At 73.8% G+C, this 22,944-nt stretch carries 19 protein-coding genes and 1 riboswitch; of the genes, 7 read left to right on the top strand and 12 right to left on the bottom strand.

The features are described 5' to 3' along the window. Positions 1–50: 50 nt before the first annotated feature. Positions 51–1,538 (bottom strand): NADH-quinone oxidoreductase subunit NuoF family protein, encoded by a 1,488-nt coding sequence (locus BJ982_RS23485; protein ID WP_184883448.1) that lies wholly within the window; start codon positions 1,536–1,538, stop codon positions 51–53. Further along, positions 1,535–2,236: a hypothetical protein gene (locus BJ982_RS23480; RefSeq protein ID WP_184883446.1), complete on the bottom strand. Its 702-nt coding sequence runs from the start codon at positions 2,234–2,236 to the stop codon at positions 1,535–1,537. Before BJ982_RS23480 ends, BJ982_RS23485 begins: the two co-directional genes overlap by 4 nt. 327 nt (positions 2,237–2,563) lie before the next feature. On the opposite strand from BJ982_RS23480, the gene BJ982_RS23475 reads away from it, so the two are divergent. Further along, a complete protein-coding gene (locus tag BJ982_RS23475) occupies positions 2,564–3,307 on the top strand; it encodes a GNAT family N-acetyltransferase (RefSeq protein WP_184883444.1) in 744 nt (247 codons plus the stop codon). A 7-nt stretch (positions 3,308–3,314) separates the two neighbouring features. On the opposite strand, the gene BJ982_RS23470 is transcribed toward BJ982_RS23475, so the two are convergent. Both BJ982_RS23470 and BJ982_RS23465 read right to left on the bottom strand, forming a co-directional pair. Next, a complete protein-coding gene (locus BJ982_RS23470; RefSeq protein WP_184617145.1) occupies positions 3,315–3,962 on the bottom strand; it encodes a response regulator in 648 nt (215 codons plus the stop codon). Then, positions 3,953–5,200 (bottom strand): sensor histidine kinase, encoded by a 1,248-nt coding sequence (locus tag BJ982_RS23465; RefSeq protein WP_184883442.1) that lies wholly within the window; start codon positions 5,198–5,200, stop codon positions 3,953–3,955. Before BJ982_RS23465 ends, BJ982_RS23470 begins: the two co-directional genes overlap by 10 nt. Positions 5,201–5,402: 202 nt before the next feature. Here BJ982_RS23465 and BJ982_RS23460 point away from each other — a divergent pair, with 202 nt between their 5' ends. Next, a complete protein-coding gene (locus BJ982_RS23460; protein WP_184883440.1) occupies positions 5,403–6,800 on the top strand; it encodes an acyltransferase family protein in 1,398 nt (465 codons plus the stop codon). Here BJ982_RS23460 and pgeF read toward each other — a convergent pair. The 4 genes from pgeF to glgA all read right to left on the bottom strand — a co-directional run bounded on the left by pgeF (position 6,743) and on the right by glgA (position 11,028). Next, positions 6,743–7,429, bottom strand: a complete 687-nt coding sequence (gene pgeF / locus BJ982_RS23455) for a peptidoglycan editing factor PgeF (protein WP_184889214.1) — start codon at positions 7,427–7,429, stop codon at positions 6,743–6,745. The two genes, BJ982_RS23460 and pgeF, sit on opposite strands and share 58 nt — an antisense overlap. Positions 7,430–7,482: 53 nt before the next feature. Then, complete coding sequence (locus BJ982_RS23450) at positions 7,483–7,824, bottom strand: hypothetical protein (protein WP_184883438.1); 342 nt, start codon at positions 7,822–7,824, stop codon at positions 7,483–7,485. Between the two features lie 21 nt (positions 7,825–7,845). After that, entirely contained in the window at positions 7,846–9,657 is a 1,812-nt protein-coding gene (locus BJ982_RS23445) for an AbeC-like domain-containing protein (protein ID WP_184883435.1), read from the bottom strand. A 195-nt stretch (positions 9,658–9,852) separates the two neighbouring features. Beyond that, on the bottom strand, positions 9,853–11,028 hold the full coding sequence (gene glgA / locus BJ982_RS23440; RefSeq protein ID WP_184883432.1) for a glycogen synthase: 1,176 nt from the start codon (positions 11,026–11,028) through the stop codon (positions 9,853–9,855). Between the two features lie 68 nt (positions 11,029–11,096). Here glgA and glgC point away from each other — a divergent pair, with 68 nt between their 5' ends. From glgC to BJ982_RS23425, 3 genes are all read left to right on the top strand, one after another. Next, positions 11,097–12,329 (top strand): glucose-1-phosphate adenylyltransferase, encoded by a 1,233-nt coding sequence (gene glgC / locus BJ982_RS23435; RefSeq protein WP_184883430.1) that lies wholly within the window; start codon positions 11,097–11,099, stop codon positions 12,327–12,329. Between the two features lie 79 nt (positions 12,330–12,408). Continuing rightward, the gene (locus BJ982_RS23430; protein ID WP_184883428.1) at positions 12,409–12,720 is read left to right on the top strand and encodes a DUF5709 domain-containing protein; all 312 of its coding nucleotides are present in this window, start codon (positions 12,409–12,411) and stop codon (positions 12,718–12,720) included. Positions 12,721–12,801: 81 nt separating this feature from the next. Continuing rightward, a complete protein-coding gene (locus tag BJ982_RS23425) occupies positions 12,802–14,376 on the top strand; it encodes a pentapeptide repeat-containing protein (protein WP_184883426.1) in 1,575 nt (524 codons plus the stop codon). 27 nt (positions 14,377–14,403) lie between these two features. On the opposite strand, the gene BJ982_RS23420 is transcribed toward BJ982_RS23425, so the two are convergent. The 4 genes from BJ982_RS23420 to BJ982_RS23405 form a co-directional block, all read right to left on the bottom strand. Continuing rightward, positions 14,404–15,618, bottom strand: coding sequence for a mechanosensitive ion channel family protein (locus tag BJ982_RS23420; RefSeq protein WP_184883424.1), 1,215 nt, complete (start codon positions 15,616–15,618; stop codon positions 14,404–14,406). Positions 15,619–15,922: 304 nt separating this feature from the next. Further along, positions 15,923–16,918, bottom strand: coding sequence for a ribonucleotide-diphosphate reductase subunit beta (locus BJ982_RS23415; protein ID WP_184889212.1), 996 nt, complete (start codon positions 16,916–16,918; stop codon positions 15,923–15,925). After that, entirely contained in the window at positions 16,918–19,179 is a 2,262-nt protein-coding gene (locus BJ982_RS23410) for a ribonucleoside-diphosphate reductase subunit alpha (RefSeq protein ID WP_184883422.1), read from the bottom strand. Before BJ982_RS23410 ends, BJ982_RS23415 begins: the two co-directional genes overlap by 1 nt. 115 nt (positions 19,180–19,294) lie before the next feature. Then, positions 19,295–19,488: riboswitch (cobalamin riboswitch) on the bottom strand. Between the two features lie 73 nt (positions 19,489–19,561). Next, on the bottom strand, positions 19,562–20,524 hold the full coding sequence (locus BJ982_RS23405) for a tripartite tricarboxylate transporter substrate-binding protein (protein ID WP_184883420.1): 963 nt from the start codon (positions 20,522–20,524) through the stop codon (positions 19,562–19,564). Between the two features lie 285 nt (positions 20,525–20,809). On the opposite strand from BJ982_RS23405, the gene BJ982_RS23400 reads away from it, so the two are divergent. Together BJ982_RS23400 and BJ982_RS23395 are read left to right on the top strand one after the other, a co-directional pair. Beyond that, on the top strand, positions 20,810–21,919 hold the full coding sequence (locus BJ982_RS23400) for a hypothetical protein (protein WP_184883418.1): 1,110 nt from the start codon (positions 20,810–20,812) through the stop codon (positions 21,917–21,919). Further along, the gene (locus BJ982_RS23395; protein ID WP_184883416.1) at positions 21,916–22,929 is read left to right on the top strand and encodes a polyprenyl synthetase family protein; all 1,014 of its coding nucleotides are present in this window, start codon (positions 21,916–21,918) and stop codon (positions 22,927–22,929) included. The genes BJ982_RS23400 and BJ982_RS23395 overlap by 4 nt, the downstream gene beginning before the upstream one ends. The last annotated feature ends 15 nt before the right edge of the window (positions 22,930–22,944 follow it).

Here is a 22,944-nt window from a genome sequence, read left to right as displayed (position 1 = left end):
CGGGGATCCCGCGAGAGTCACGCGGTCGTGTTCGCCGCGTCGTCCGCCCGCTACCTCCTCGCCTCGGCGGGCGCGGGGGCCAGGCGCAGGGCGAGCGCGGGGCACATCTCGATCGCCCGGCGCGCGTCGCCCTCCAGCCGGAACGGCACCGAGGCGGTGCTGACCACGGGATAGCCGTGCTGGTCCAGGCTGATGAGCTCCGGCACGACGTGGGCGCACAGGCCGTGCCCCTCGCACCGCGACCAGTCCACGGTGAGCTGTGCCTCCTGGGCCTTGGCCCGGTTCTCCTGCGGCAGCGGGAGCACCCCGCGCACCGGCAGCCCGCAGGTGCCGTACGCGGCGTGGGTCATGACGTCCTCGGCGAAGACGCCGACGGCCGACAGCACGAACCGCGCGGTGCCGTCGGGGTGGCCGCACGCGCCCCGGCCGCGGATGATCTCGGCGGCCCGTTTGACGGCCTCGATGTGCCCGTCGCCGTCGGCGAGCGCGCCGAACGCCCGCGCCAGGTCGGGCAGCCCCATGTAGCAGGGGCCGCACTGCCCGGCCGACTGCTCGGCCATGTACCTGGCCACCCTGGCGGTCTCGCCGAGCGGGCAGGAGCCCTCGCCGAGCGGGATGACGATGCCCGCGCCGAGGGCCCCGCCGAGGGCCTCGAACCCGGCCCGCGACACCTCCGCGCGCTCGGCGGACTCGGCGGACATCCATGTGCCGTGGTAGCCGCCGAGCAGCACGCCCTTGCCCACGACGGCGTCGCACAGGTCGAGCACCTCGCGCAGCCGCACGCCGGTCGGGGTCTCCACGACGGCGGGGCGCCGCGCCGAGCCGCCGACCGACAGCAGGACCGTGCCCGGTTCGAGCGGGGTGCCGACCGAGGAGTACAGGTCCACCCCGAGCATCGCCAGCAGCGCGAGCTGGGCGTAGGTCTCGGCGTTGGACAGCATGGTCGGCATGCCGCCGACGCCCATCTCGCTGGCCCGGACCTTGCGGCCCGGCGGGATCGGGCGCTCGCCGTTGATGCCGGCGACCAGGGCGCCGCCCTCGCCGGAGATGAACCGGTCGGGCATGCGGACGACGCGCACGGTGTCGGTCATGCCGCGCTCGTGCACGGCGTTGAGCAGGGACCGCTCCCCCGGCCCGCCGTGGGCGACGCCCACGACGATCTCGCGGGCGTCCAGCGCGCGGGCGACCAGGTCGGCGCCGTCCAGGATCAGGTGGGGCGCCCGGGTGAGCAGCACCTTGTCCTTGGCGGCCGCGGGCTCGCCCTCGGTCGCGTTGACGACCACCGTGATGGGCGCGCCGCGGCGGCCGGCCGCGTCGATGACCGCGCGGAGCTTGCGGGCGAACGGGAAGCCCGCGCCTCCCCTGCCGCGCAGGTCGCCGAGCTCGGCGAGGGCGATGAGGTCGTCGACGGGCAGCCGCGGCAGGCGGCCGTGCACCCTGCGGTGCGTGTCGTAGTCCAGGCGGAGGGAGCGGTCGAGGCCGGCGGTGAGCCGGCCGGGGCCGATCCTGAACACCTCGGGCACGCCGGGCCCGGTCATCGCCGCACCTCCTTTCTCAAGGTCACCCAGAACTCCTCGTCGAAGACGTCGTCGACCCGGATGTACTCGGCCCTGCGGCCGATGGTGGCCGGGCGGACGGCCGGGGCGCCGGGCCTCGGCCCGGCGGTGACGACCGTCCGGGCGAGCAGGCCGAGCCCGACCGCGACGAGGGAGGCGACGTAACACAGAGTCACCCAGTCGGCGGGGTCGCGCCCCGCGGTGAGCCCGTGCACGATCGCGAGCGGCCAGCACAGGTAGGCCGTGACGTGCAGGGTTCGCCACACCCACGGGCGGGACATGGTGGCGAAGCGCCCGCGGAAGGCGCCGGTCGCGGCGGCGAGGACGAGCAGGTAGGCGGCGATCGTGCCGAGGCCGACCGCCTGCCCGGCCCGTCCGGGCAGGAACGCCCCCGCGGGGTCCAGGCGTCCTCGCAGGATCTGGAGGACGACGTGGGTGATCAGGAAGCCGGTGGACAGGACCGCGGCGGCCCGGTGGACGGCCTGGAGGCGGACGCGGTGCCGTACCGCGAGGAGGATGCGATCGGTGGCGGCCAGGCCGGCCAGCACCGTCGCCGTGAGCGCGACGAGTGTGAACACCCCCGAGTAGAAGATGAGGAAGCCTTGCACCTCGCCGAAGACCGACGCCCCGAAGAGCGCCGTCCCGGCGACCAGCGACGTGGACGTGAACAGGCCTACCACGAGGGGGCCTCGTGGGCGGGTTCGCTGCGGGGCACGTCTATGCCGCGTTTCTTTCATCCCGTCCTCCGCCAGATAACGCCGGCCGGTACATACCGGACAACGTGCTGCAGGGTGCCTACCGGGATCATCGGGACATTTGCGCGCGCGATCACACTAGCGCCTCACCGGCCGCGCTGGTACCAGAACGTTACATAATTTTCGGACCCTTGAATCGCATCCTGACTCCGGTAAATATCTGCCGGATGATTCGCGCACAAAGCCAGCAACCTGGGCAAATCACCCGAAAAGCAGTGGCCGTTCGGTCCGGGCGGCCCTAACTTGGACGGCGTGGAGACTCTCAGCCGCCGGACGGCCACCGACCAGGCCGGGCGCCCGGTGCTCAGCTACGTCGAGGGCACGCGCGCCGGGCGCCCCTGGGCCGACCTCGCCCGCGAGCTCGCCCCCGGCGCGGTCGAGGTGATCCTGCGCGACATGCCGGGCTGGGTGATCTCCTGCGACGAGGACCTCGCCCGCCGCCTGCTCGCCGCGGGAGCCCGCCCGCGGCGGCACGCCCACGTCCACTCGCGAGACCTGCGCGCCGACCCGGCCCCCGCGGAGTGGGCCGAGACCGGCTACGGCGTGGTGTCCTGCGACGCCGTCCCCGCCGCCGAGGTGTTCCCCGCCTGGCGCGCCGCCTATCCGGCCGGCCACCCCGACCACAATCCCCGCACCGACGCCGAGGCCCTCGAAGGGGAGCTCGCGCCGCTGCTGGCCGGGGAGTCCTACGGCCCGCTGCTGCCCTGCGGGGGGCTGCTGCTGCGCGACGACCGCGTGGTCGCCGGGGTGCTCGTCGGCGGCCACGGCGACCCCCCGCTCGCCGGCCCGTGGATCTACGACGTCTTCCGCGACCCGAACCCCCGGTACGCCGGGCTCGGCGCGGTGATGCTGCGCCGGGCGCTCGCCCTGGCCACGCTGCACGGGCTGCCCGCGCTCGGCCTCGCCGTCACCGAGGGCAACCCGGCCCGGCGGCTGTACGAGCGTCTGGGGTTCCGGCACGTGCTCACGTCGGTCACCGTCGTCGTCCCCGGCTGAGCACCGTTCAGGAGCGCAGGTAGGCCAGCACGGCGAGCACCCGCCGGTGCTGGTCGCCGTCGTCGGCGTACAGGCCGAGCTTGTTGAAGATGCTGCGCACGTGCTTCTCGACCGCGCCGTCGGTGATGACGAGCTGCCGGCCGATCGCCGGGTTGGACTTCCCCTCGGCCATCAGGCCTAGCACCTCGCGCTCGCGCGGGGTCAGCGACGCGAGCGGGTCGTCGCGCCGTCGCCTGACCATCAACTGGGCCACCACCTGAGGGTCGAAAACGGTGCCGCCGGAGGCCACGCGACGCAGCCCCTCCAGGAACTCGTCCACGTCGGCCACGCGGTCCTTGAGCAGGTAGCCGACCGCGCCGCGCGCGTCGGCCAGCAGGTCGTCGGCGTAGGACACCTCGACGTACTGCGAAAGGATCATGATCGGGGAGCCCGGCACCCGCCGCCGGGCCTCCACGGCGGCGCGCAGGCCCTCGTCGGTGAAACCGGGCGGCATGCGGACGTCCACGACCGAGATGTCGGGGCGGTGGGCGACGACGGACTTCACCAGGGCGTCGCCGTCGCCGACCGCGTCCACCACCTCGCAGCCGAACTCCTCCAGCAGCCTGATCAGGCCGGACCTGATGAGCACGGCGTCATCGGCGACGACTACCCGCACGGCACCTCCGCGACGATCAAAGTGGGACCTCCGACGGGCGACTGGACGGCCAGCTCGCCGTCGACCGCGCGCAGCCGGTCGGCGAGCCCGGACAGACCGTGCCCCTTGGCGACGTGGGCGCCGCCGACCCCATCATCGCCGATGCTCAGCACCAGCGTGTCCCCCAGGCGGGTGAGCGACAGCGTGCAGAGCTGGGCCCTGCTGTGCTTGGCGACGTTGGTCAGCGACTCGGCCGCCACGTAGTAGACGGTGTTCTCGACGACGGCGGTGTACCGCTCGGCGGTCTGCACGTCGAGCTCCACCGGGACCGTGCAGCGTCCGGCGAGCGCGGCGAGCGCGGGGGCCAGGCCGCGGTCGCTCAGGATCGGCGGCGCGATGCCCCGCGACAGGGCGCGCAGCTCGTCCAGCGTGTCGCGGGTCGCGGTGATCGCCTCGGCGAGCGTCGCCTGGGCGGCCTGCGGGTCCCTGCGCATCTGGCGCTGGGCCCGGGACAGCTCCATCGCCAGGTGGACCAGACGCTGCTGCGGCCCGTCGTGGATGTCGCGCTCCAGCCTGCGCAGGGCGTCGGCCTCCGCCGACACCGCGGCGGCGCGCCCCTCGGTGAGGTCGTCGATGCGCTCGCGCAGCTCGGCCACGCCGGTGAGCAGCGCCCGGCCGAGACCGGCCTGCAGCAGGGCGGCGCTCCGCAGGACCAGCGGCAGGGTCAGCCCGAACACCGCCCCGACGGCGACGTAGAACAGCGCGTCCACGGTGTAGCCCCTGCCCAGCCCGAGCAGCTCGGGGAGCTGCACGTTGTCGGGCGACTGGGGGATGATCCATCCGAACAACGGGTAGAGCAGGCCGGTCAGCGTCACCCCCCACCACGCCACGGTCACGACGAAGGTGATGGTCGCCACGGGGAACACCACGATGCCGTGCAGCAGGTCCAGCCACGACTGGCCGTCCAGCAGCGGCTGCATCATCCGGCGCGGCCGGCTCGCCCCCTCGGGCGCCCTCTTGAGGCGCGGCAGGGCCACGGGCCTGCCGAGGATCTCGGGCAGCCTGCTGCGCGCGACGTTGGCGAAACCCCTGGCCATCAGCAGGGTCCCGGCCAGGATCGGCAGCCCCAGCCACACCACGGCCGTGCCGATCCCCGCCACGAGGCCCGGCAGCAGCAGGCAGAAGCTCAGCACGCCAAGAGGAAAGCCCAGCAGCAGGTAGCGGGTGTCCGTGCCGAGACGCTTGAAAGGGGAGGTCATGCCGTCAAAGGTACGAGCCCGGAGGGGGCGCTTCGAGCCAGTGCGCAGGTGAGTGGACGGTAGGGCCAGCACTACCGCGGCCGGCCGGGTGACCGGACGGCAAGACGCCCGCAGCCGTCACTGCGCGTGCCCCGCCCGCGGCGAGAGGGTCGGAGCACGGGTTCTCCACCCGGATTCCTCTCCCCTCACGCGAGGTGCTCTCATGCCCGCCCAGCTCGCCGTCCCCCCGGTCCCCCCGGCCGGACCGCCGCCTCCCGTCTCCCGGGCCCGCCCCGGCCGCGACCTGTTCATCGATCTGCTGCGGCTGTTCGGCATCGGGATGGTGGTGCTGGAGCACTGGAGCATCCCGGTCCTCTCCTACGCCGGGGGACGCGTCACCACGGGCAACGCCTTCAGCTCGCCGGGCGCGTTCGTGATCACCTGGATCACCCAGGTGATGCCGCTGGTCTTCTTCGCCGGCGGCGCCGCCAACGCGATCAGCCACCGATCGCACGTCTCGCGCGGCGGCGGGGACGCGCGCTGGCTGGCCGGGCGCGTGCGGCGCCTGGCCTGGCCGGTGCTCCCGCTGGCTGCGGTGTGGATCCCGCTCCCCTACCTGCTGCCGGCGTTCGGGCTGCCGGAGCAGCCCATGCTGGTCGCCGCCCGGCTGGCTGGGCAGTTGCTGTGGTTCCTCGCGATCTACCTGGTCGCGGTGGCGGCCACGCCGTGGCTGCTGCGCCTCGGCGAGCGGTTCGGCGGGCGCGTGCCCGCCGCGCTGGCCGTGGCCGCCGTGCTCACCGACGTGATCAGGTTCACCGGCGCCGAGGCGGCCGGATACGCCAACGTGGCGTTCGTCTGGCTGGCGGTCCACCAGCTCGGCTTCCTCTACGCCCAGGGCAGGCTCGCCGGGTTCCGGCTCATGGCCGTGGGCGGCTTCGTCACCGCCGCCGCCCTGGTCGCCTTCGGGCCGTACCCGGGCAGCATGATCGGCCTGCCGGGGGCGATCTCCAACATGGCCCCGCCGACCGTGGCGCTGCTCGGCGTGGCGTTCGGGCAGATCGGGCTGGCGATGCTGCTGCGTCCCCGCATCGTGCGCCTGGCCGCGCGGCCCCGGGTGGCGCGGGTCGCGGCGTGGGCGGGCCCGCGCATGATGACCGTCTATCTGTGGCACATGAGCGCGCTGTTCGTGGTCGCGGGCGTGGCCGTGGTGGGCTTCGGCCTGGCGACCCCGGCCCCGGCGAGCGCCGCGTGGCTGGCCGGGTGGCCGCTGTGGCTGGCCGCGCTGGCGCTGGTGGCCTGGCCGCTGATCCGGCTGTTCGCGCGGCACGAGGAGCCGCCCGCCGCGGCCGGGGCGAACCCGGGCGCGGTCCGGGTCGCCGCCGCGACGGGCCTGGCGGGGGCGGGGCTGCTCACCCTGACCGTCACCGGCTTCGCGCCCGGCGTCGCGCCGATGCTGGGGGCGGCGGCCGTGCTGACGGGGGTGGCGCTGGTCACGCCGACGCGGCGACGGGCGGCCGTGTCCAGGCTCCCGGTGCCGGCGGCTCGGGCGTCCGGCCGTACGGCTCAGCCGTCGAGCCAGACGTACCCGGCGAACCTGCCGGTCGGGCGGTCGCGCCGGTGAGAGAACAGGTCGGCGGTCTCGATGGTGCAGCGCGCGTCGTGGCGGACGTCCTCCACGCCGGCGCGGGCGAGCTGGGCGGAGATGGCGGCCCGCAGGTCGAGGGCGGGGGTGCCCGCGCGGGTGGACGACCACGCCTCGGGCAGCGCGGCGGCGAACTCGGCGCGCATGGCCTCGGGGACCTCGTAGCAGGAGCCGCACGCGAGCGGGCCGACCAGCGCGACCAGGTCGCGGGCGCCGCGGGCGCGCATGGCCTCGGCCAGGGCGGTCACCACCCCGGCGGCCGTGCCGGCGCGGCCGGAGTGCGCGGCGCCGGCCAGGCCGGCGGAGGGGTCGGCGAGGAGGACGGGCGCGCAGTCGGCGACCAGCACCGCCAGCCCGAGCCCGGGCCTGTCGGTGAACACCCCGTCCAGCGGGGGCGGCTCGCCGTCGAACGGCATGGTCACGTGGGCGACGTCGCGGCCGTGGACCTGCCGCATGAACACCACGTCCGCGGGGTCGAGGCCGAAGCCCTCGGCGGTGCGCGCGCGGTTCTCCGCGACGGCCCCGGGGTCGTCCCCCACGCCGCCGCCGAGGTTGCGCGTGCCGTACGCCCCCGAGCTGACTCCCCCGTGGCGGTCGGTGAAGGCCATCCTGACCCGGTCGATCACGAGCACGCCGCCAGTGTACTGAGCGTCCGCGGGGGTCAGGCGAACAGTTCCCGCACCTTGGAGACGACCTCGACGATGACCGTCACCTCCGCCGCCCGGGCCGCGAGCCGCCGGAGCGCGTCCAGGACGCGGTCGCGGTCGGGGGACGCCTCCTCCAGCTCGCCGCGCACGTCCGCCAGGTCCCTGGAGGCCTTGTCCGGGTCGCGGATCTCGCCGGCGTGCGCGTCGATGAGCCGCTCCAGCAGGTCGAGCAGCTCGGCGGCGTCGGCCGGGGTGACCGGCGCGCCGACGTTGTTGACGGTGGCGCGGGCGTGCGGGCCGAGCGCGATCGGCCCGTCCGCGCGCCCGCTCACCTCGACGCGGTACTCGTCGCCCATCGGATGGTCCTCCCGATCGCCTCAGGTGGCCGCGCGGCCCAGGTTGTTGACGGTGGCGGAGGAGTTCACGCCGAAGCTCACCGGCCCGTTCACGGTGCCGCCCGCGCCGACCATGAGCGTGTTCATCGACACGCTCGCCGCCTGCAGGCGGTAGCCGGCGGTGTCGACCCCGCGGTCCTCCAGGAAGTCGAGCACGGCCTCGGTGAGGCGCTGCTCGATCAGCTTGGTGTACTTGAGCGTGTCCAGCACCTGGATGTGCGTCTGCGGCTCGGGGGCGGCCCCGATCTCCCGCGCGCTCAGCCGCGCGCCGTACCGGTAGACCAGGTAGTCGGCGGGGTCGGGGGCGGTGAGGGCCCGGCGGGCCGCCTGCCAGGTGGTGCGGGCCAGACGCCCGGGCGCGGCGGCCACGTCGGCCATCAGGTGGAGCTTCAGCGCGCGGACGGCCTCCCAGACCAGGCGGGCCACGTTCATCGTGGGCAGCTCGTCGACGATGTGGTACAGGGCCTTGGCGGGCGGCAGCACGGTGACGACGAACTGCGTGTAGAGCATGCGGCCCTCGACCGCGAGATAGATGAAGGCCGAGGTGAGGACCTCCAGGTCCTCCGCGGGCGCGACCAGCCCGCCGTGCGCGTCCCGGATCTCCTGGCCGGAGCCGCCGACCGTGACCCGCTGGTAGTAGCGCACGCCGCCCTGCGGGTGGCGGATGACGGCGGCGATCTCCTCCGGGGTGGCCTGGTAGCGGGGGCGTCCCTGGTCCTCGGGCCGTTCGTGGCCGGGCGCCTTCCCCGGCCCGCCGTGGATGATCAGCGGGTGGAGGGACCGCCCCGGGCCGGGCGTCTCGAACGCGCCGCGGGTGACGACGTGGTCGCCCATGCGCAGCAGGTGGAGGCTCTCGTTCTGCCTGAGCACGCCGTCGCGCATCTCGACGAGCCGGTCGCGGACGTGGGCGTGCAGCTCCACCGGGTCGATGTCGGCGGGCGCCTGCCGCCGCTCCCCGCCGTCGGCGCTCCGCGCGCGATCCAGCTCGACCGCGATGGACCAGGCGCGCTCGATGGCGCCCGCGCCCATGAACGCGTCCTCGTTGGCGTACATGGTGATGTTGCCGCGCTGGGCCCTGCGGATGTAGTCGAGGCGGCGCGCGAGCTTGGGCGGGTCGGCCGGGGCGGGCTCGGGCTCGGGCGAGCCGGGCTTGAGGGAGCCGACGAGCGTCATGTACGTCACGATGCGGTAGGCGAGGGCGACGCCGAGCGTGGCCAGGGGCACCACGAACACGCTGATCAGCGTGGACTCGGCCGAGCGCAGGATCAGGCCGGAGGCTCCGGTGCCGGGCAGGCCGAGGAACAGGCCGATCAGCGGGCCGAGCACGCCGGCGAACAACGCGAGGAGGGCGGTGAGCACGATCGTGAAGCCGGAGTAGATCGCCCAGGCCCACAGCAGCAGGCGCACGGGCAGCGGCCCGCGGCGTATCCGGTCGAGCGTCAGCAGCGCGTAGGGGGCGAGGACGAACAGCCAGCCGATGGTGGCGAGGAACTGCGTGAAGATCCCCACGACGAAGACCAGCGTGATGAGCAGGTCGCGCACCATCAGCATGGTGCGGGCGCGGCGGCAGTGGTGGATGACCGGGGCGAGGTCGAAATCGCCGTACGAGGGGGGAACCGCGCGGAACTCATCGCGCAATGTCTCTTCCAGGACCCTGTTGCGGAACCCGGTGTCCAGGTACGCCCCGGCGCACAGGTAGCGCGTCGTGTTGCTCATGGGCCGCCGGGCGGCGTGCGGCGCCCCGTACTGCCCGGTCCGGCCCGTCTGGGGCCCGCCCGCCCGGGGCTCCTCCACGACCACGCGTCCTCCCGGCATCTCCGAGCGTCAGGGCTGCGGCAAGCCTAGAACGGCGCACCTTTACAAGAAGGCGTTTCCGGAGATATTTCGGAGATGCCGACAATGGGCGCGACGTACCGCGAGAATCTCCCGGGAATTAGCGGGAGTTTCCGGGTATCGCGCCCGTTTTCGGTCCGACGCTAATAGGAATTCCTAGAGCAACGTCGCGTAGAGCTCGCGGGTGCGCGCCGCGATCGCGGGCCAGGAGAAACGCTCCACGGCGCGGGCTCGCCCGGCCCGTCCCAGAGCGGCGGCGCGCGCCGGGTCGGCCAGGAGGGCGTTCACCCGGTCCGCGATGGCGGCGGCGAACGCCTCGGGGTCGTGCGGCTCGCCGTCGGCGCCCTGGTCGATGGGAACGAGCAGGCCGGTCTCGCCGTCGGCGACCACCTCGGGGATGCCGCCGGTCGCGGTGGCCACGACGGCGGTCTCGCAGGCCATGGCCTCCAGGTTCACGATGCCCATCGGCTCGTACACCGAGGGGCACACGAACACCGAGGCGCCGGTGAGGATCTGGATCACCTCGGGCCTCGGGAGCATCTCGGAGATCCACACGACGCCCGCCCGCCCGGCGCGCAGCTCCTCCACCAGGCCGGTGACCTCGGCCGCGATCTCGGGCGTGTCCGGGGCGCCCGCGCAGAGCACGATCTGGACGCCGGGGTCGAACGCCCGGGCGGCGCGCAGCAGGTGGGCCAGGCCCTTCTGCCGGGTGATGCGGCCGACGAAGACCACGTACGGCCGGCCGGGGTCGATGCCGTGGCGGGTCAGCACGCCGGTGCCGTGGTCGGGCGCGTACCGCGCGGTGTCGATGCCGTTGTGGATCACGCTGACCCGCTCGGGCGCGATCTCGGGGTAGCAGGCCAGCACGTCGCGCCGCATGCCCTCCGAGACGGCGATCACCGCGTCGGCGGCGAGCAGCGCGGTGCGCTCGGCCCAGCAGGACAGGGTGTAGCCGCCGCCGAGCTGCTCGGCCTTCCAGGGGCGCAGCGGCTCCAGGCTGTGGGTGGTGACCACGTGCGGGACGCCGTGCAGCATCTTGGCGACGTGGCCGGCGAGGTTGGCGTACCAGGTGTGGCTGTGCACGAGGTCGGTCCCGGCGCAGGCGGCGGCCATCTCCAGGTCCACGCCGAAGACCTGCAGGGCCGCGTTGGCGCCGCCGAGGCCGTCCGGGACCCGGTAGGCGTCCACCCCGGTCTCGGCCCGCGGGGCGCCGAAGCAGCGGACGCGCACCTCGGCCAGCTTCCTCAGCTCCCCGGCGAGGTATTCCACATGGACTCCGGCCCCGCCGTAGACCTCGGGCGGGTACTCGCGGCTCAGGAGATCGACTCGCATGGGACGACCTTAGCGTTCACCGGTGTTTCGTCGGATTGGGCATGGTAAAGGCGGGTAACGTCGGTGCCATGACGACGAGAATCCTCGCGATCGTGCTGGCCGGTGGCGAGGGGAAGCGCCTGATGCCGCTGACGGCCGACCGCGCCAAGCCCGCGGTGCCCTTCGGCGGGATCTACCGCCTGGTCGACTTCGTGCTGTCCAACCTGGCCAACGGCGGCTTCCTGCGCATGGTCGTGCTGACGCAGTACAAGAGCCACAGCCTGGACCGGCACGTCTCGCGCACCTGGCGGATGTCGACCATGCTCGGCAACTACGTCACCCCCGTGCCCGCCCAGCAGCGGCTCGGCCCGCGCTGGTTCGCCGGCTCGGCCGACGCGCTGTTCCAGAACCTGAACCTGATCTACGACGAGCTGCCCGAGCACTGCATCGTGTTCGGCGCCGACCACATCTACCGCATGGATCCGCGCCAGATGGTGGACCAGCACATCGACTCCGGCGCGGACGTGACGGTCGCCGCGATCCGCCAGCCGCTGTCGCTGGCCGACCAGTTCGGCGTGATCGAGACCGACCCGGCCGGGCGCAGGATCGTCGCGTTCCGCGAGAAGCCCAAGGACGCCGTCGGCCTGCCGGACGCCCCCGACCAGATCTACGCCTCGATGGGCAACTACGTCTTCAGAACCCAGGCGATGATCGACGCGCTGCGCGAGGACGCGCTGGACCCGAGCAGCCGGCACGACCTGGGCGGCGACGTGATCCCGATGTTCGTGAAGTCCGGCTCGGCGGAGGTGTACGACTTCGCGCACAACGTGGTGCCCGGCTCCACCGAGCGCGACCGCGGCTACTGGCGGGACGTCGGCACCCTGGACGCCTACTACGACGCGCACATGGACCTGGTGTCCGCCCAGCCGGTGTTCAACCTGTACAACGACCGCTGGCCGATCTACACCGGCCACGACCCGCTGCCGCCCGCCAAGTTCGTCCACGAGGACGGCGACCGGGTGGGGCACGCGCTGGACTCGATGGTCTCCCCCGGCGTGATCGTCTCGGGTGGCACGGCGCGGCGGTCGATCCTGTCGCCGGGGGTGGTGCTGCACTCGCACTCCCAGGTGGAGGACTCGGTGCTCATGCACGGCGTGAAGATCGGCCGGGGCGCGGTGGTGCGGCGCGCGATCATCGACAAGAACGTGGTGATCCCGGACGGGGCGCGCATCGGCCTGGACACCGAGTACGACCGCTCGCGCTTCGCGGTGACGCGCGGGGGCGTGGTGGTGATCGGCAAGAACGAGCTCGTCGAGCGGTAGCGGCAGGATCTCACTTCCGCTGCCCGATCCCATGCCGGAAATTTGGCAATATGTGACCGTTCGGGGGTAGGGCCGCCGTATGAGCGAGACCAGACGCGAGCCCGACATGGGCGACGACGAGCAGCTGACCCAGATCGAGGAGTGGACCGAGAACCTGCCCATCGGTTACGAGATCACCCCGGACGACCCGCAGCAGCGCGACGACCTCGATCGCCGCCTGTGGCGGGAGGCCCCGGACCACACCCGTTCGCCGCGCGAGGAGCACCGGCTGGTGGCCCCCGACGAGGGCGCCCGCCCGGACGTGGAGTCCGAGGAGTACGCCGCCGATCTCGGCGCGGACGACGGCGACCTGTCGGCCGAGGAGCGGGCGATCCACATCGAGCCCGACTGACCCCCGCCGTACGGCCGGATTCGCCGGGTCCGTGGGGGTTCATACCGGCTGGGGACGGGGGCGTCGCGCTAGAGTCCAGGTGTGCGGAGATCACGACCGTTCCGGTGGCTGACCGCCGCGGAGCGACGGGTGTGGGACGCCTACCCCTCCGGCGCGTGGGTGGACCTGCGCGGCGGGGACCCCGACGCCGACGACCCGGCGAAGGGCGCCTCCTGGGGACGGGAGCGCACGGTGCGGGCCGAGGTCATCGCCGCGCTCATGCTGGGCGCCAACCCGCCCGGCCCCGGGCAGGTCGCGGGGCTGCGGCTGGCCGGGGCGCACATCCCAGGGAACCTCAACCTCTCCGACGCCGCGCTCACCACCAAGCTGCACCTGCTGGGCTGCCATCTGCCGGACATCGTCTCGCTGACCGACACCACCGCCAAGGGCGTGCGGTTCCGCGGCTGCGACATCTACCGCCTGCGGGCGGCGCGCTGCACGATCGACGGGATGCTGGAGCTGGACGCCTGCACGATCCGCGCCGGCTTACGACTCGACAACGCGCACATCACCGGGCAGCTCCGCCTGGCCAGGGCCACCCTGCTCCCCCCTGATCCCGGGGGCGGCGCCTCGGAGAGCTACCTGGAGGACGCGCGCCGCCCGTTCACCGACGCCGAGAAGCGCGAGCGCGGCTGGGACCAGAGCCAGTGGGCGCTGTGGGCGGGCGGCCTCATCGTGGACGGCGGCGCGTTCTGCCGCGACCTGCGCGCGCACGGCGGCCTGCGGATGATCGGGGCCCGCTTCAACAGCGGCCTCTACCTGCAGCGAGCCGTGATCGAGAACCAGGGCGGGCACGCCGTGTACGCCGACCACCTCCAGGCGTCCAGCGTCGAGTTCAGCGGCGGCTTCACCGCCGTGGGCACGATCCGGCTGCGCGGCGCCCGGGTGGCCGGGGTGCTGTCGTTCGACAAGGCGGTGCTGTCGGCGCCCGGGAGCGAGCGCTGCCTGCACCTCAGCCACATGCAGGTGGACGAGCTGATCCTGCGGCCGGCGTCGATGAGCGGGGAGGTCAACCTCGGCTACTCGCGGATCGGCGTCCTGCTCGACGCCGCCGACGCCTACCCCGCCGCCGTGCGGCTCAACGGCTTCACCGTCGAGTCGCTGCGCGGCGGCATGACCCTCGCCGACCGCCTGTCCTGGCTGGCGCGTGACCCCGAGGGGTACCGCCCGCATCCGTACGAGCAGCTCGCCGCCTGGTATCGCAGGATCGGCCACGACCAGGAGGCCCGTGCCGTCCTGCTGGCCAAGCAGCGGGCGCGGCGGGCCACGCTCGGCGTCACGGGCAGGACGGGCGGGTACGTGCTGGACGTGGCCGTCGGGTACGGGCACCGCGCGTGGCTCGCCGGGGTGTGGTTCGCGCTGCTGCTCGTCGCGGGCACGGTGGTGTTCACGCTGTACCCGCCCTCCCAGGTGGGCCTGGACGAGCGGCGCGTGTTCCACGCCTTCCCCTACACGCTGGACCTGCTGGTGCCGGTGAGCGTCTTCGAGCAGCGCGCCGCGTGGGAGCCGGTGGGGTGGACGCAGTGGCCGGCGAACATCCTGATCGCCTCGGGGTGGATCCTGGCGACGGCGCTGATCGCGGGCGCCACGCGGGTGCTGCGGCCGCAGGCCGGCTGACGCGATCTTGACCGCCCTGGGCTCCGGTCAGCGGGCCGGGCCCGCGTCGGCGTCGGCGTCCACCTTCGGCGGCGGGCCGTCGTCGGCCTGGGAGCCGGCGACATCGTCGGGGTAGGGCGCGCGGGGCCCGCCGAGCAGGCCCGCGCCCGGCCGGGGCCCCGTGCGCTCGGAGCCGCCGGGCAAGGCGGTCTCCTCGACCCGCAGGCGCGGCAGGGCCTCGGGGTACTTCTCGCGGACGTAGGAGACCAGGTGCTCGCGCATGTCGCACTTCAGGTCCCACACGCTCGGGGCGTCGGAGGCGCTCATCAGCGCGCGCAACTCCACCAGGCCGTTGGGCTGGACGCCGGTGACCTGGACCGACCAGTCCTTCTGGTCCCACAGCGGGTGGTCGCGCAGCCGCCGGTACAGCTCGGCCCTGAGCTCGTCCACCGGGACCGACCAGTCGACGTACAGCAGGACGTGGCCGATGACCCGGCTCTCGTAGCGGGTCCAGTTCTCGAACGGGTTGGTGGTGAAGTAGGAGACCGGCAGGATCAGCCGCCGCTCGTCCCACAGGCGCACGACGACGTAGGTGAGCGTCAGCTCCTCGATGCGGCCCCACTCGCCGTCCACGACGACCGCGTCGTCCAGGCGGATGGCGTCGCTGAAGGCGAGCTGCAGCCCGGCGATGAGGTTGCTGAGCGTGGACTGCGCGGCGATGCCCGCCACGACGCCGGCGATGCCGGCCGAGGCCAGCAGCCCGGCGCCGAGCGCACGGACGGCGGGGAAGCTGAACAGCATCGCGCCCATGGCCACGATGATGATCACGGCGGCGGCGACGCGGCGGACCAGCGCGATCTGCGTGCGGATGCGCCGCGCCCTGCGGTTGCCCTCGCCCTCGACCGTGCCGAGCCGCTCCAGCACCACGTCGGTGACGGCGTAGGCGGCCTGGATGACCAGCCAGGCGACGCAGGCGATGAGCAGGAGGGTGACGACCTGCTCGATCGCGTTGCCGCTCGTCCCCGGGACCGGCCGGCCGTCGGCACCGGTGTGCCCGGTCATGCCGGGGACGTACACCGTGTTGAACGCGACCACGCCCGCGGTGGCGAACCCGGGCCAGGTGCAGCGCTCGACCAGCGGCCCGGCCAGGGAGAACCTGCCGTTGACCCGGCGCGACTTCAGCAGCCTCCGCAGCAGCTCGACCGCGACGACCGCCGCGACGACCGTGAGCACGAGCAGCGTCCAGCTCCCTAGCGATGGCACCGGCGGCGCCCCCTTCGTCGTCGGCTCCCGTCAGGGCGGGGGATCGTGGCCTCCGCCGCCACCCGTACGGGCCGCGGCCGGTCACCACGAATCATCACAGAACCAGGCATTTCACACGAGTCCGGACGCGAACCGATTGCCTCCTTTTCCGGGGTCTTCCAGCGGCTTCCCGTGGCACCGCGCGCGGACGTGCCACCGGCGCGGGCCCTGGGCCACGCGCTGGCTCTCGCGCAGTTCTAACCGAACATCGATTTATGAATCATGAAATAGAGAGACATGGCTCACATGCCACGGCTTGCCGCCTTCAGAACGCCTCGTCGAGGCGGACCGTGCCCTCCACGGCCACCTGGTAGGCCGACACGCGCCGCTCGAAGAAGTTCGCCAGCTCCTGCACGTCCTGGAGCTCCATGAAGGCGAACGGGTTGGCCGACCCGTACCGCGGCGGCAGGCCCAGCCGGGCCAGGCGCCGGTCCGCGACGTACTCCAGGTACTCGCGCATGCGATCGGCCGTCATCCCGGCGACGCCGTCGCCGCACAGATCGCGGGCGAAGGCGAGCTCCGCGGCGACCGCCTCCTCGATCATGCGGGTCACCTGGGCGCCCATCTCGTCGTCGAACAGCTCCGGCTCCTCGGCCCGCACGGTGTCCACGACCGCGAACGCGAACTCCATGTGCATGGACTCGTCGCGGAACACCCAGTTCGTCCCGGTGGCCAGCCCGCCGAGCAGGCCGCGCGAGCGCAGCCAGTACACGTAGGCGAAGGCGCCGTAGAAGAACAGCCCCTCGATGCACGCGGCGAAGCAGATCAGGTTGAGCAGGAACGCCCGCCGGTCGTCGCGGGACTCCAGCCGGGCGAGCCCGCCGATGGAGTCGATCCAGCGGAAGCAGAACTCGGCCTTGTCCCTGATGGACGGGATGTGCTCGATCGCCGCGAACGCCTTGGCCCGCTCGTCGTGGTCGGGCAGGTAGGTGTCCAGCAGCGTGAGGTAGAACTGCACGTGCACGGCCTCCTCGAAGAGCTGCCGCGACAGGTACAACCGCGCCTCGGGCGCGTTGACGTGCTGGTACAGGTTGAGCACGAGGTTGTTGGCCACGATCGAGTCGCCGGTGGCGAAGAAGGCCACCAGGCGGTTGATCAGGTGGCGTTCCTGCGGGCCGAGCCGGGCCAGGTCGGCGAGGTCGGACTGCAGGTCCACCTCCTCGACCGTCCAGGTGTTGCGGATCGCGGCCCGGTAGCGCTCGTAGAAGTCCGGGTAGCGCATCGGGCGCAGGGTCAGGTTCATGCCGGGGTCGAGCAGCATCACTGGCACGCCTCGCAGATCTCGGGGTTCTCCAGGGAACAGGCGACGGCCTCGGGCTCCGAGAACGCCGGGGAGGCCGCGGCGGGGACGGCGGCGACGGTGGTCTGCGCGATGCGGGTGGCCGGGCGGGAGCGCAGGTAGTAGGTGGTCTTCAGCCCCGCGCGCCAGGCGTAGGCGTACATCGAGGACAGCTTGCCGATGGTCGGGGCCGCCATGAACAGGTTCAGCGACTGCGACTGGTCCACGTAGGGCTGGCGCGCGGCGGCCATGTCGATCAGCGCCTTCTGCGGCAGCTCCCACGCGGTGCGGTACAGCGCCCGCAGGTCCTCGGGGATGGACGCGATGTCCTGGACCGAGCCGTCCGCCCGCTTGATCGCGTCCCTGACCTCCGGCGTCCACAGCCCGCGCTCCCGCAGGTCACGCACCAGGTAGCGGTTGACCTGAAGGAACTCCCCCGACAGGGTCTCGCGCTTGAAGACGTTGGACACCTGCGGCTCGACACACTCGTAGCATCCGGCGATCGAGGCGATCGTCGCCGTCGGGGCGATCGCGATCATCAGCGAGTTGCGCAGGCCGGTGGCGGCGACGCGCTCCCGCAGCGCCGCCCACTCGCCCGGGTGGACGGGCCGGGCGTCCGGGTAGTGGTCCGGGTGCAGCGTCCCGCGCGCCGCCCGCGTGTCTCCGTAGGAGGGGTGGGCGCCGTGGGCCTCGGCCAGGTCGCAGGACGTGCGGTAGGCGGCGAGCGCGATCTCCTCGGCGACGCGCGTGGACAGGGCCAGCGCCTCGGGCGCGTCGAAGGGCAGGCGCAGCGCGAAGAACACGTCGGCCAGGCCCATCACGCCGAGCCCGATCGGGCGCCAGCGCCGGTTGGCGGCCTCGGCCTCGGGCGTCGGGTAGTAGCCCAGGTCGATGGTCCTGTCCAGGAACCGGACGGCGGTCGCCACCGTGGCGCGCAGCCGGGCCCAGTCGATGCCGCCGCCGGTCAGGTGGGCGGCCAGGTTGACCGAGCCGAGGTTGCACACCGCGGTCTCGGCGTCGCTGGTCACCTCCAGGATCTCGGTGCAGAGGTTGGACAGGTGGATGACGTTCTCCGGCAGCGCCGTCTGGTTGGAGGCGCGGTTGGCGGCGTCCTTGAAGGTCATCCAGCCGTTGCCGGTCTGGGCGAGCGTGCGCATCATGCGGCCGTACAGGGCGCGGGCCGGCACCTTGCGGACGTACCGTCCGGCGGCCTCGGCCTCGCGGTAGGCGGCCTCGAACGCCTCCCCCCACAGGTCGGTGAGCTCGGGGACCTCCTTGGGGTCGAACAGCGCCCACTCGGCGTCGGCCTCGACCCTGCGCATGAACTCGTCGGGCACCCAGTTGGCCAGGTTCAGGTTGTGGGTGCGCCGGGCGTCCTCGCCGGTGTTGTCGCGCAGTTCGAGGAACTCCTCGACGTCGGCGTGCCACGGTTCGAGGTAGACGCAGGCCGCGCCCTTGCGCCGCCCGCCCTGGTTGACGGCGGCGACGCTGGCGTCCAGCGTGCGCAGCCAGGGGACGATGCCGTTGGACAGCCCGTTGGTGCCCCGGATCAGCGAACCGCGCGCGCGGACCCTGGTCCAGGCGATGCCGATGCCGCCCGCGTACTTCGACAGGCGCGCCACCTGGGCGTACCGCTCGTAGATGCCGTCCAGCTCGTCGCGCGGGGAGTCCAGCAGGAAGCAGGAGGAGAGCTGGGGCCTGCGGGTGCCGGAGTTGAAGAGCGTGGGCGAGCTCGGCAGGTACGACAGCGTGGAGATCAGCCGGTACAGCTCGCCGGCCTCGGCGACGGTCCGCGCGAGGCCGCAGGCGACGCGCAGGAAGAAGTGCTGCGGGGTTTCGAGGACGCCCCGGGTGACGGGGTGGCGCAGCAGGTAGCGGTCGTAGACGGTGCGCAGCCCGAAGTACTCGAAGCGGCCGTCCCCCTCCGGGTCGACGAGGGCGTCCAGCGCGGCGGCGTCGTCCCGGACGAACGCGGCGAGGCGGTCGTGGACCAGGCCCGCGGCGTGCGTGGCCGCGACCGACTCCGAGAACGTCCGCACGCCGTGCGCCGCGGCCTCCTCGGCGATCTCCTCGGCGAGCAGCCGGGCGGCGAGGCGGGAGTTCTCCGGGTCGGCGATGACCCGGGCGGCGGCCTCCTGGATGGCGAGCCGCCGTCGCTCGCCGGCCGCGTCCCGCCGGTAGGCCGGGCGCGGGCCCGGCTCGGCGTCACGCGCCGCGTCAGTCACCGCATCGGTCACGGTCACCTGCTGTCTCCTTCGTGCGAACGGGTCGCCGCGAGGAAGGAGCGCACGAAGACATGGCCCGGTGGCCCTCACAGGGGCATGCCGGGACGACCTCGTCTCGCGGCCCTCCCTCGGGGCCTGGACGACGTCGCGGGCAGGTCTTCGGGCTCGCGGGCGCACGGCACACCCCTACTGGCCGTCGCTTCCCGGGCCGTGCGGCCCAGTGCCTTGTGACGGCGGTCGTTCCCGCTCACCGCTGCGGGGCAGCGCCGGAGTCACACCGGCTTCCCTCTCACCTCGCCGAAGCGAACCAGCGACGAGCATGGATCCTACATCTAGTGGCGCAGCGCGCAACAACCCCTATAAGTTGTGTTGCACAGGGGTACGGAGCGTCACCGGGCGGTCAGGCCCGCACGCCCAGCTCCCCCAGCGCGCGGCCGAGCCGGGCCGACTCCACGCCGAGCCACTGCCGGAAGTCGTCGCCGTCCAGGTACAAGGGGGTCCAGCCGTTGCGCCCGCACAGCGCCTGCCAGCGCGGCGACTCGGCCACGCCCCGGCACAGCAGGGCCAGTGCGGCGCGGTCGTCGTCGGCGAGGCGGCCGGGCCCGAGCAGGCCGCGCCAGTTCGCGCAGTACAGGTGCACGTCGGACTCCATCAGTGTCGGGGCCTCCAGGCCGGGGATGCGCTCGGGCGAGGACACCGCCAGCACGCGCAGCTCTCCCGAGCGCACCCGTGCCCGCACGGCGGCCTGCCCCGCGATGACGGCGGCCGCCGTGCCCCCGTTGAGCGCGGCGACGGCGTCGTCGCAGCTTGGATGGGCCGCGTACCGGACCAGGCGCGCGTCCACGCCGAGGCTCTGGGCCAGCATGCCGAGCAGCAGGTGGTCCACCCCGCCCTCGTTCCTGCCCGCGACGGCGAGCCGGCCGGGGTCGCGGCGCAGGGCGTCGGCGAACGCGCCGAACGTGGCCAGGCGCGAGGACGCGGGGACGGCGATCAGCTCCCACTCGCCGCAGAGCCGGGCCACGGGGGTCGTGCCGGCGAAGGCGCCCGACGGCCGGGCGGCGCGCACCGTGCCGACCAGCTCGGGCTCGGCCATCAGGACCTGGTCGGCGCGGCGCGCCCGGGTGAACTCGGCCAGGCAGGACGCGAGGGGCCTGGTCTCGACGTGGACGGCCCTGGCCAGCGACTCGCGCTCGGCCACCCCTTTGAGCGACCGGGCGACCCTGTCGGCGTCGCCGCCGGCCGGGCCCGGCACCACCATCGAGACCCGCGTGGTCGCGAGGCCGCGCGTACCCGGGGCGCCGCCGCACCCGGCGGCCATCGCGACGAACCCCGCGCCGAGCGCGAGGACCTGGCGACGACGCATGGTTCACGCCCTTTCCCCCGATATCGGGCTAAATGCCCATTTCTGCGGTCCGGCACACGGCACGAGAACGGATCGGGCCCGGTCGCGTCCCGGGGCCCGTACGGCGGCGGTGTCCCACGGCGCTCGGGAAGCCCGGTCACCAGGGCTTCGAAGGGGCGTTCGCCGCGCGGGAGAGGCGGTCCCCCGTACGGGGGAGGCGGTTCCCGATCCGGGGGGAGTCGCCGGCCAGGGATGCGCGGCGAATGTGAACACGTTGGTCTTTCGCTCATCGCAATGGGAGCCATCGTGTCCGACAACCGATCGCACACCACACCGGCCGCCATACCGGCCGCCACCCCCGCCCCCCGAAGGGCCGGGTGGGCCGGATGGACGGGGTACGCGGCGGCGCTGTGGGCCGCCGCGTACGGCGTGGTGGCGTTGTTCTGGACGATCTCCGGGAGGGGCTACCCCTTCGGGCCGGGGCACGCGGAGGACTCCCCGCCGCTGCTGCGGTCCCTGCCCGCCCCGGCCGGGGCGCCGCTCTTCGCGACCGTCCTGCTCGTCACCGCCGTCGCCGCCCTGGCCATGGCGGGCCGCCACGCGGAGACGCCGCCCCGCCCGGCGCGGGCCGTCCTGCTCGCCTTCGGCGGGACGGTGGCGGCGGTCCTGCTCGTGGGCGTGCCGACCGTGGACGTCCTCGCGCTCACCGGGTACGCGCCGATGCTGATCCTGGGCGCCCCCTTCGGCCGGCCGAGGGGCGTGGACTACGCCGCCGTCCTGGACTGGTCGCTGCTGAACCAGGCCCTGTGCCTGATCGGCGGCTACCTCGTGACGTTCACGGTGCTGTCCTGGCAGCGGCGCGCCCGGGGCTCCTGCGCCCGCTGCGGACGGCACCGCGACGGCCCGGCGCGGGACCGGAGCCGTCTCCTCGCGCTGAGCCGCCGGGCGACGGCCACGGCCGTCGTGATACCCCTGCTGTACGCGGTGAGCCGGTACGCCTGGCTCGCGGGCGTCCCACTCGGCATCGACGACGCGCTGCTGCGCTCGCTGTGGGACAGCGGCGGCGTCTGGGCGGGCGCGGGGCTGGCGACGGCCGCCGTCGCGGGGGCGGCGCTGACGCTGGGGCTCGTCCAGCGCTGGGGAGAGGTGTTCCCCCGCTGGACGCCCGGCCTGGCGGGCCGCCGCGTCCCGATCAAGCTCGCGGTGATCCCGGCGGCGTACGTGGCGCCCATCGTCGTCGCGGCCGGCATCGGCATCGTCACCTCGCCCGAGCTCGGCCGGCTGACCGGGTACAGCCCGGTGCTGCTCGCCACGCACGCGCTCTGGCTGCTGTGGGGCCCGGCCCTGGCGTTCGCCGCCTCCTGCTACTACCTGCGGCGGCGCGGCGCCTGCCCGATGTGCGGGAGGCAGGGATGACGGGCGTGCCCGGCCCGCGGGCCACCGCGCCCGGCGAGCGTCCCCTCGCGGAGTGGACCCGCCACGCCCTGGCGGAGGTGGAGGACCTGCTGTCCGCCACGCTGCGCGCCCCCGGCGACCCGTTCCTGACCACGGTCGCCACGCACCTGCTGGCCGCGGGCGGCAAGCGGCTGCGTCCCACGATCGCCCTGCTGGCCGCGCGGTTCGGCGACCCCGGCCGGCCGGAGGTGGTGCGCGCGGCGGCCGCCGTGGAGCTGGTCCACGTGGCCTCGCTGTACCACGACGACGTCATGGACGAGGCGGCGACGCGGCGGGGAGTCCCGAGCGTCAACGCCAGGTGGGGCAACCGGGTGGCCATCCTCGCCGGGGACTACCTGGTGGCCAGGGCCGCCGAGCTGGTCGCGCCGCTCGGGCCCGCGGCGGTCGAGGAGCAGGCGCGGATGATGACCCGGCTCGTGACCGGGCAGCTCCGCGAGACCGTCGGCCCCGGCCGTGACGCCGATCCCGAGCGGTACTACATGCGCGTCATCGCCGACAAGACGGCGGCGCTGTTCGCGCTGGCCGCCCGCCTCGGGGCGCATGCGGCCGGGGCGGGGCCCGAGACCCGGGAGGCGCTGGGGGCGTTCGGGGAGGCGTACGGCGTCGCCTACCAGCTGTGCGACGACGTGCTCGACATCGCCGGGCCGGACGCGCACGCGGGCAAGCCCGCGGGCGCGGACCTGCGCCAGGGGGTGGCGACGCTGCCGGTGCTCCGGGCCCTGCGGGGGCGGGGCCGGACACCGGCACGGCTGCGCGGGCTGCTTCGCGGGCCCGTCACCGACCCGGGGCGCCTGGCCGCCGCCACGCGCCTGCTGCGGCGCTCCCCCGGTCTCGCCCAGGCCCGCGCCGAGGTCGCGCGGCACGCCGGCCGCGCCCGCCACGCCCTGGACGCCCTGCCCGGCTCCCCCGCGCGCACCGAGCTCATCGCCATGTGCGCCCACCTCGCCGCCCGTGCCTCCGGGAAGGATTGACATGGCCGCTGGAAG

The organism is Sphaerisporangium siamense, from assembly GCF_014205275.1.
Lineage (GTDB): Bacteria > Actinomycetota > Actinomycetes > Streptosporangiales > Streptosporangiaceae > Sphaerisporangium > Sphaerisporangium siamense.
This window is presented reverse-complemented; position numbering and strand designations above follow the sequence as displayed.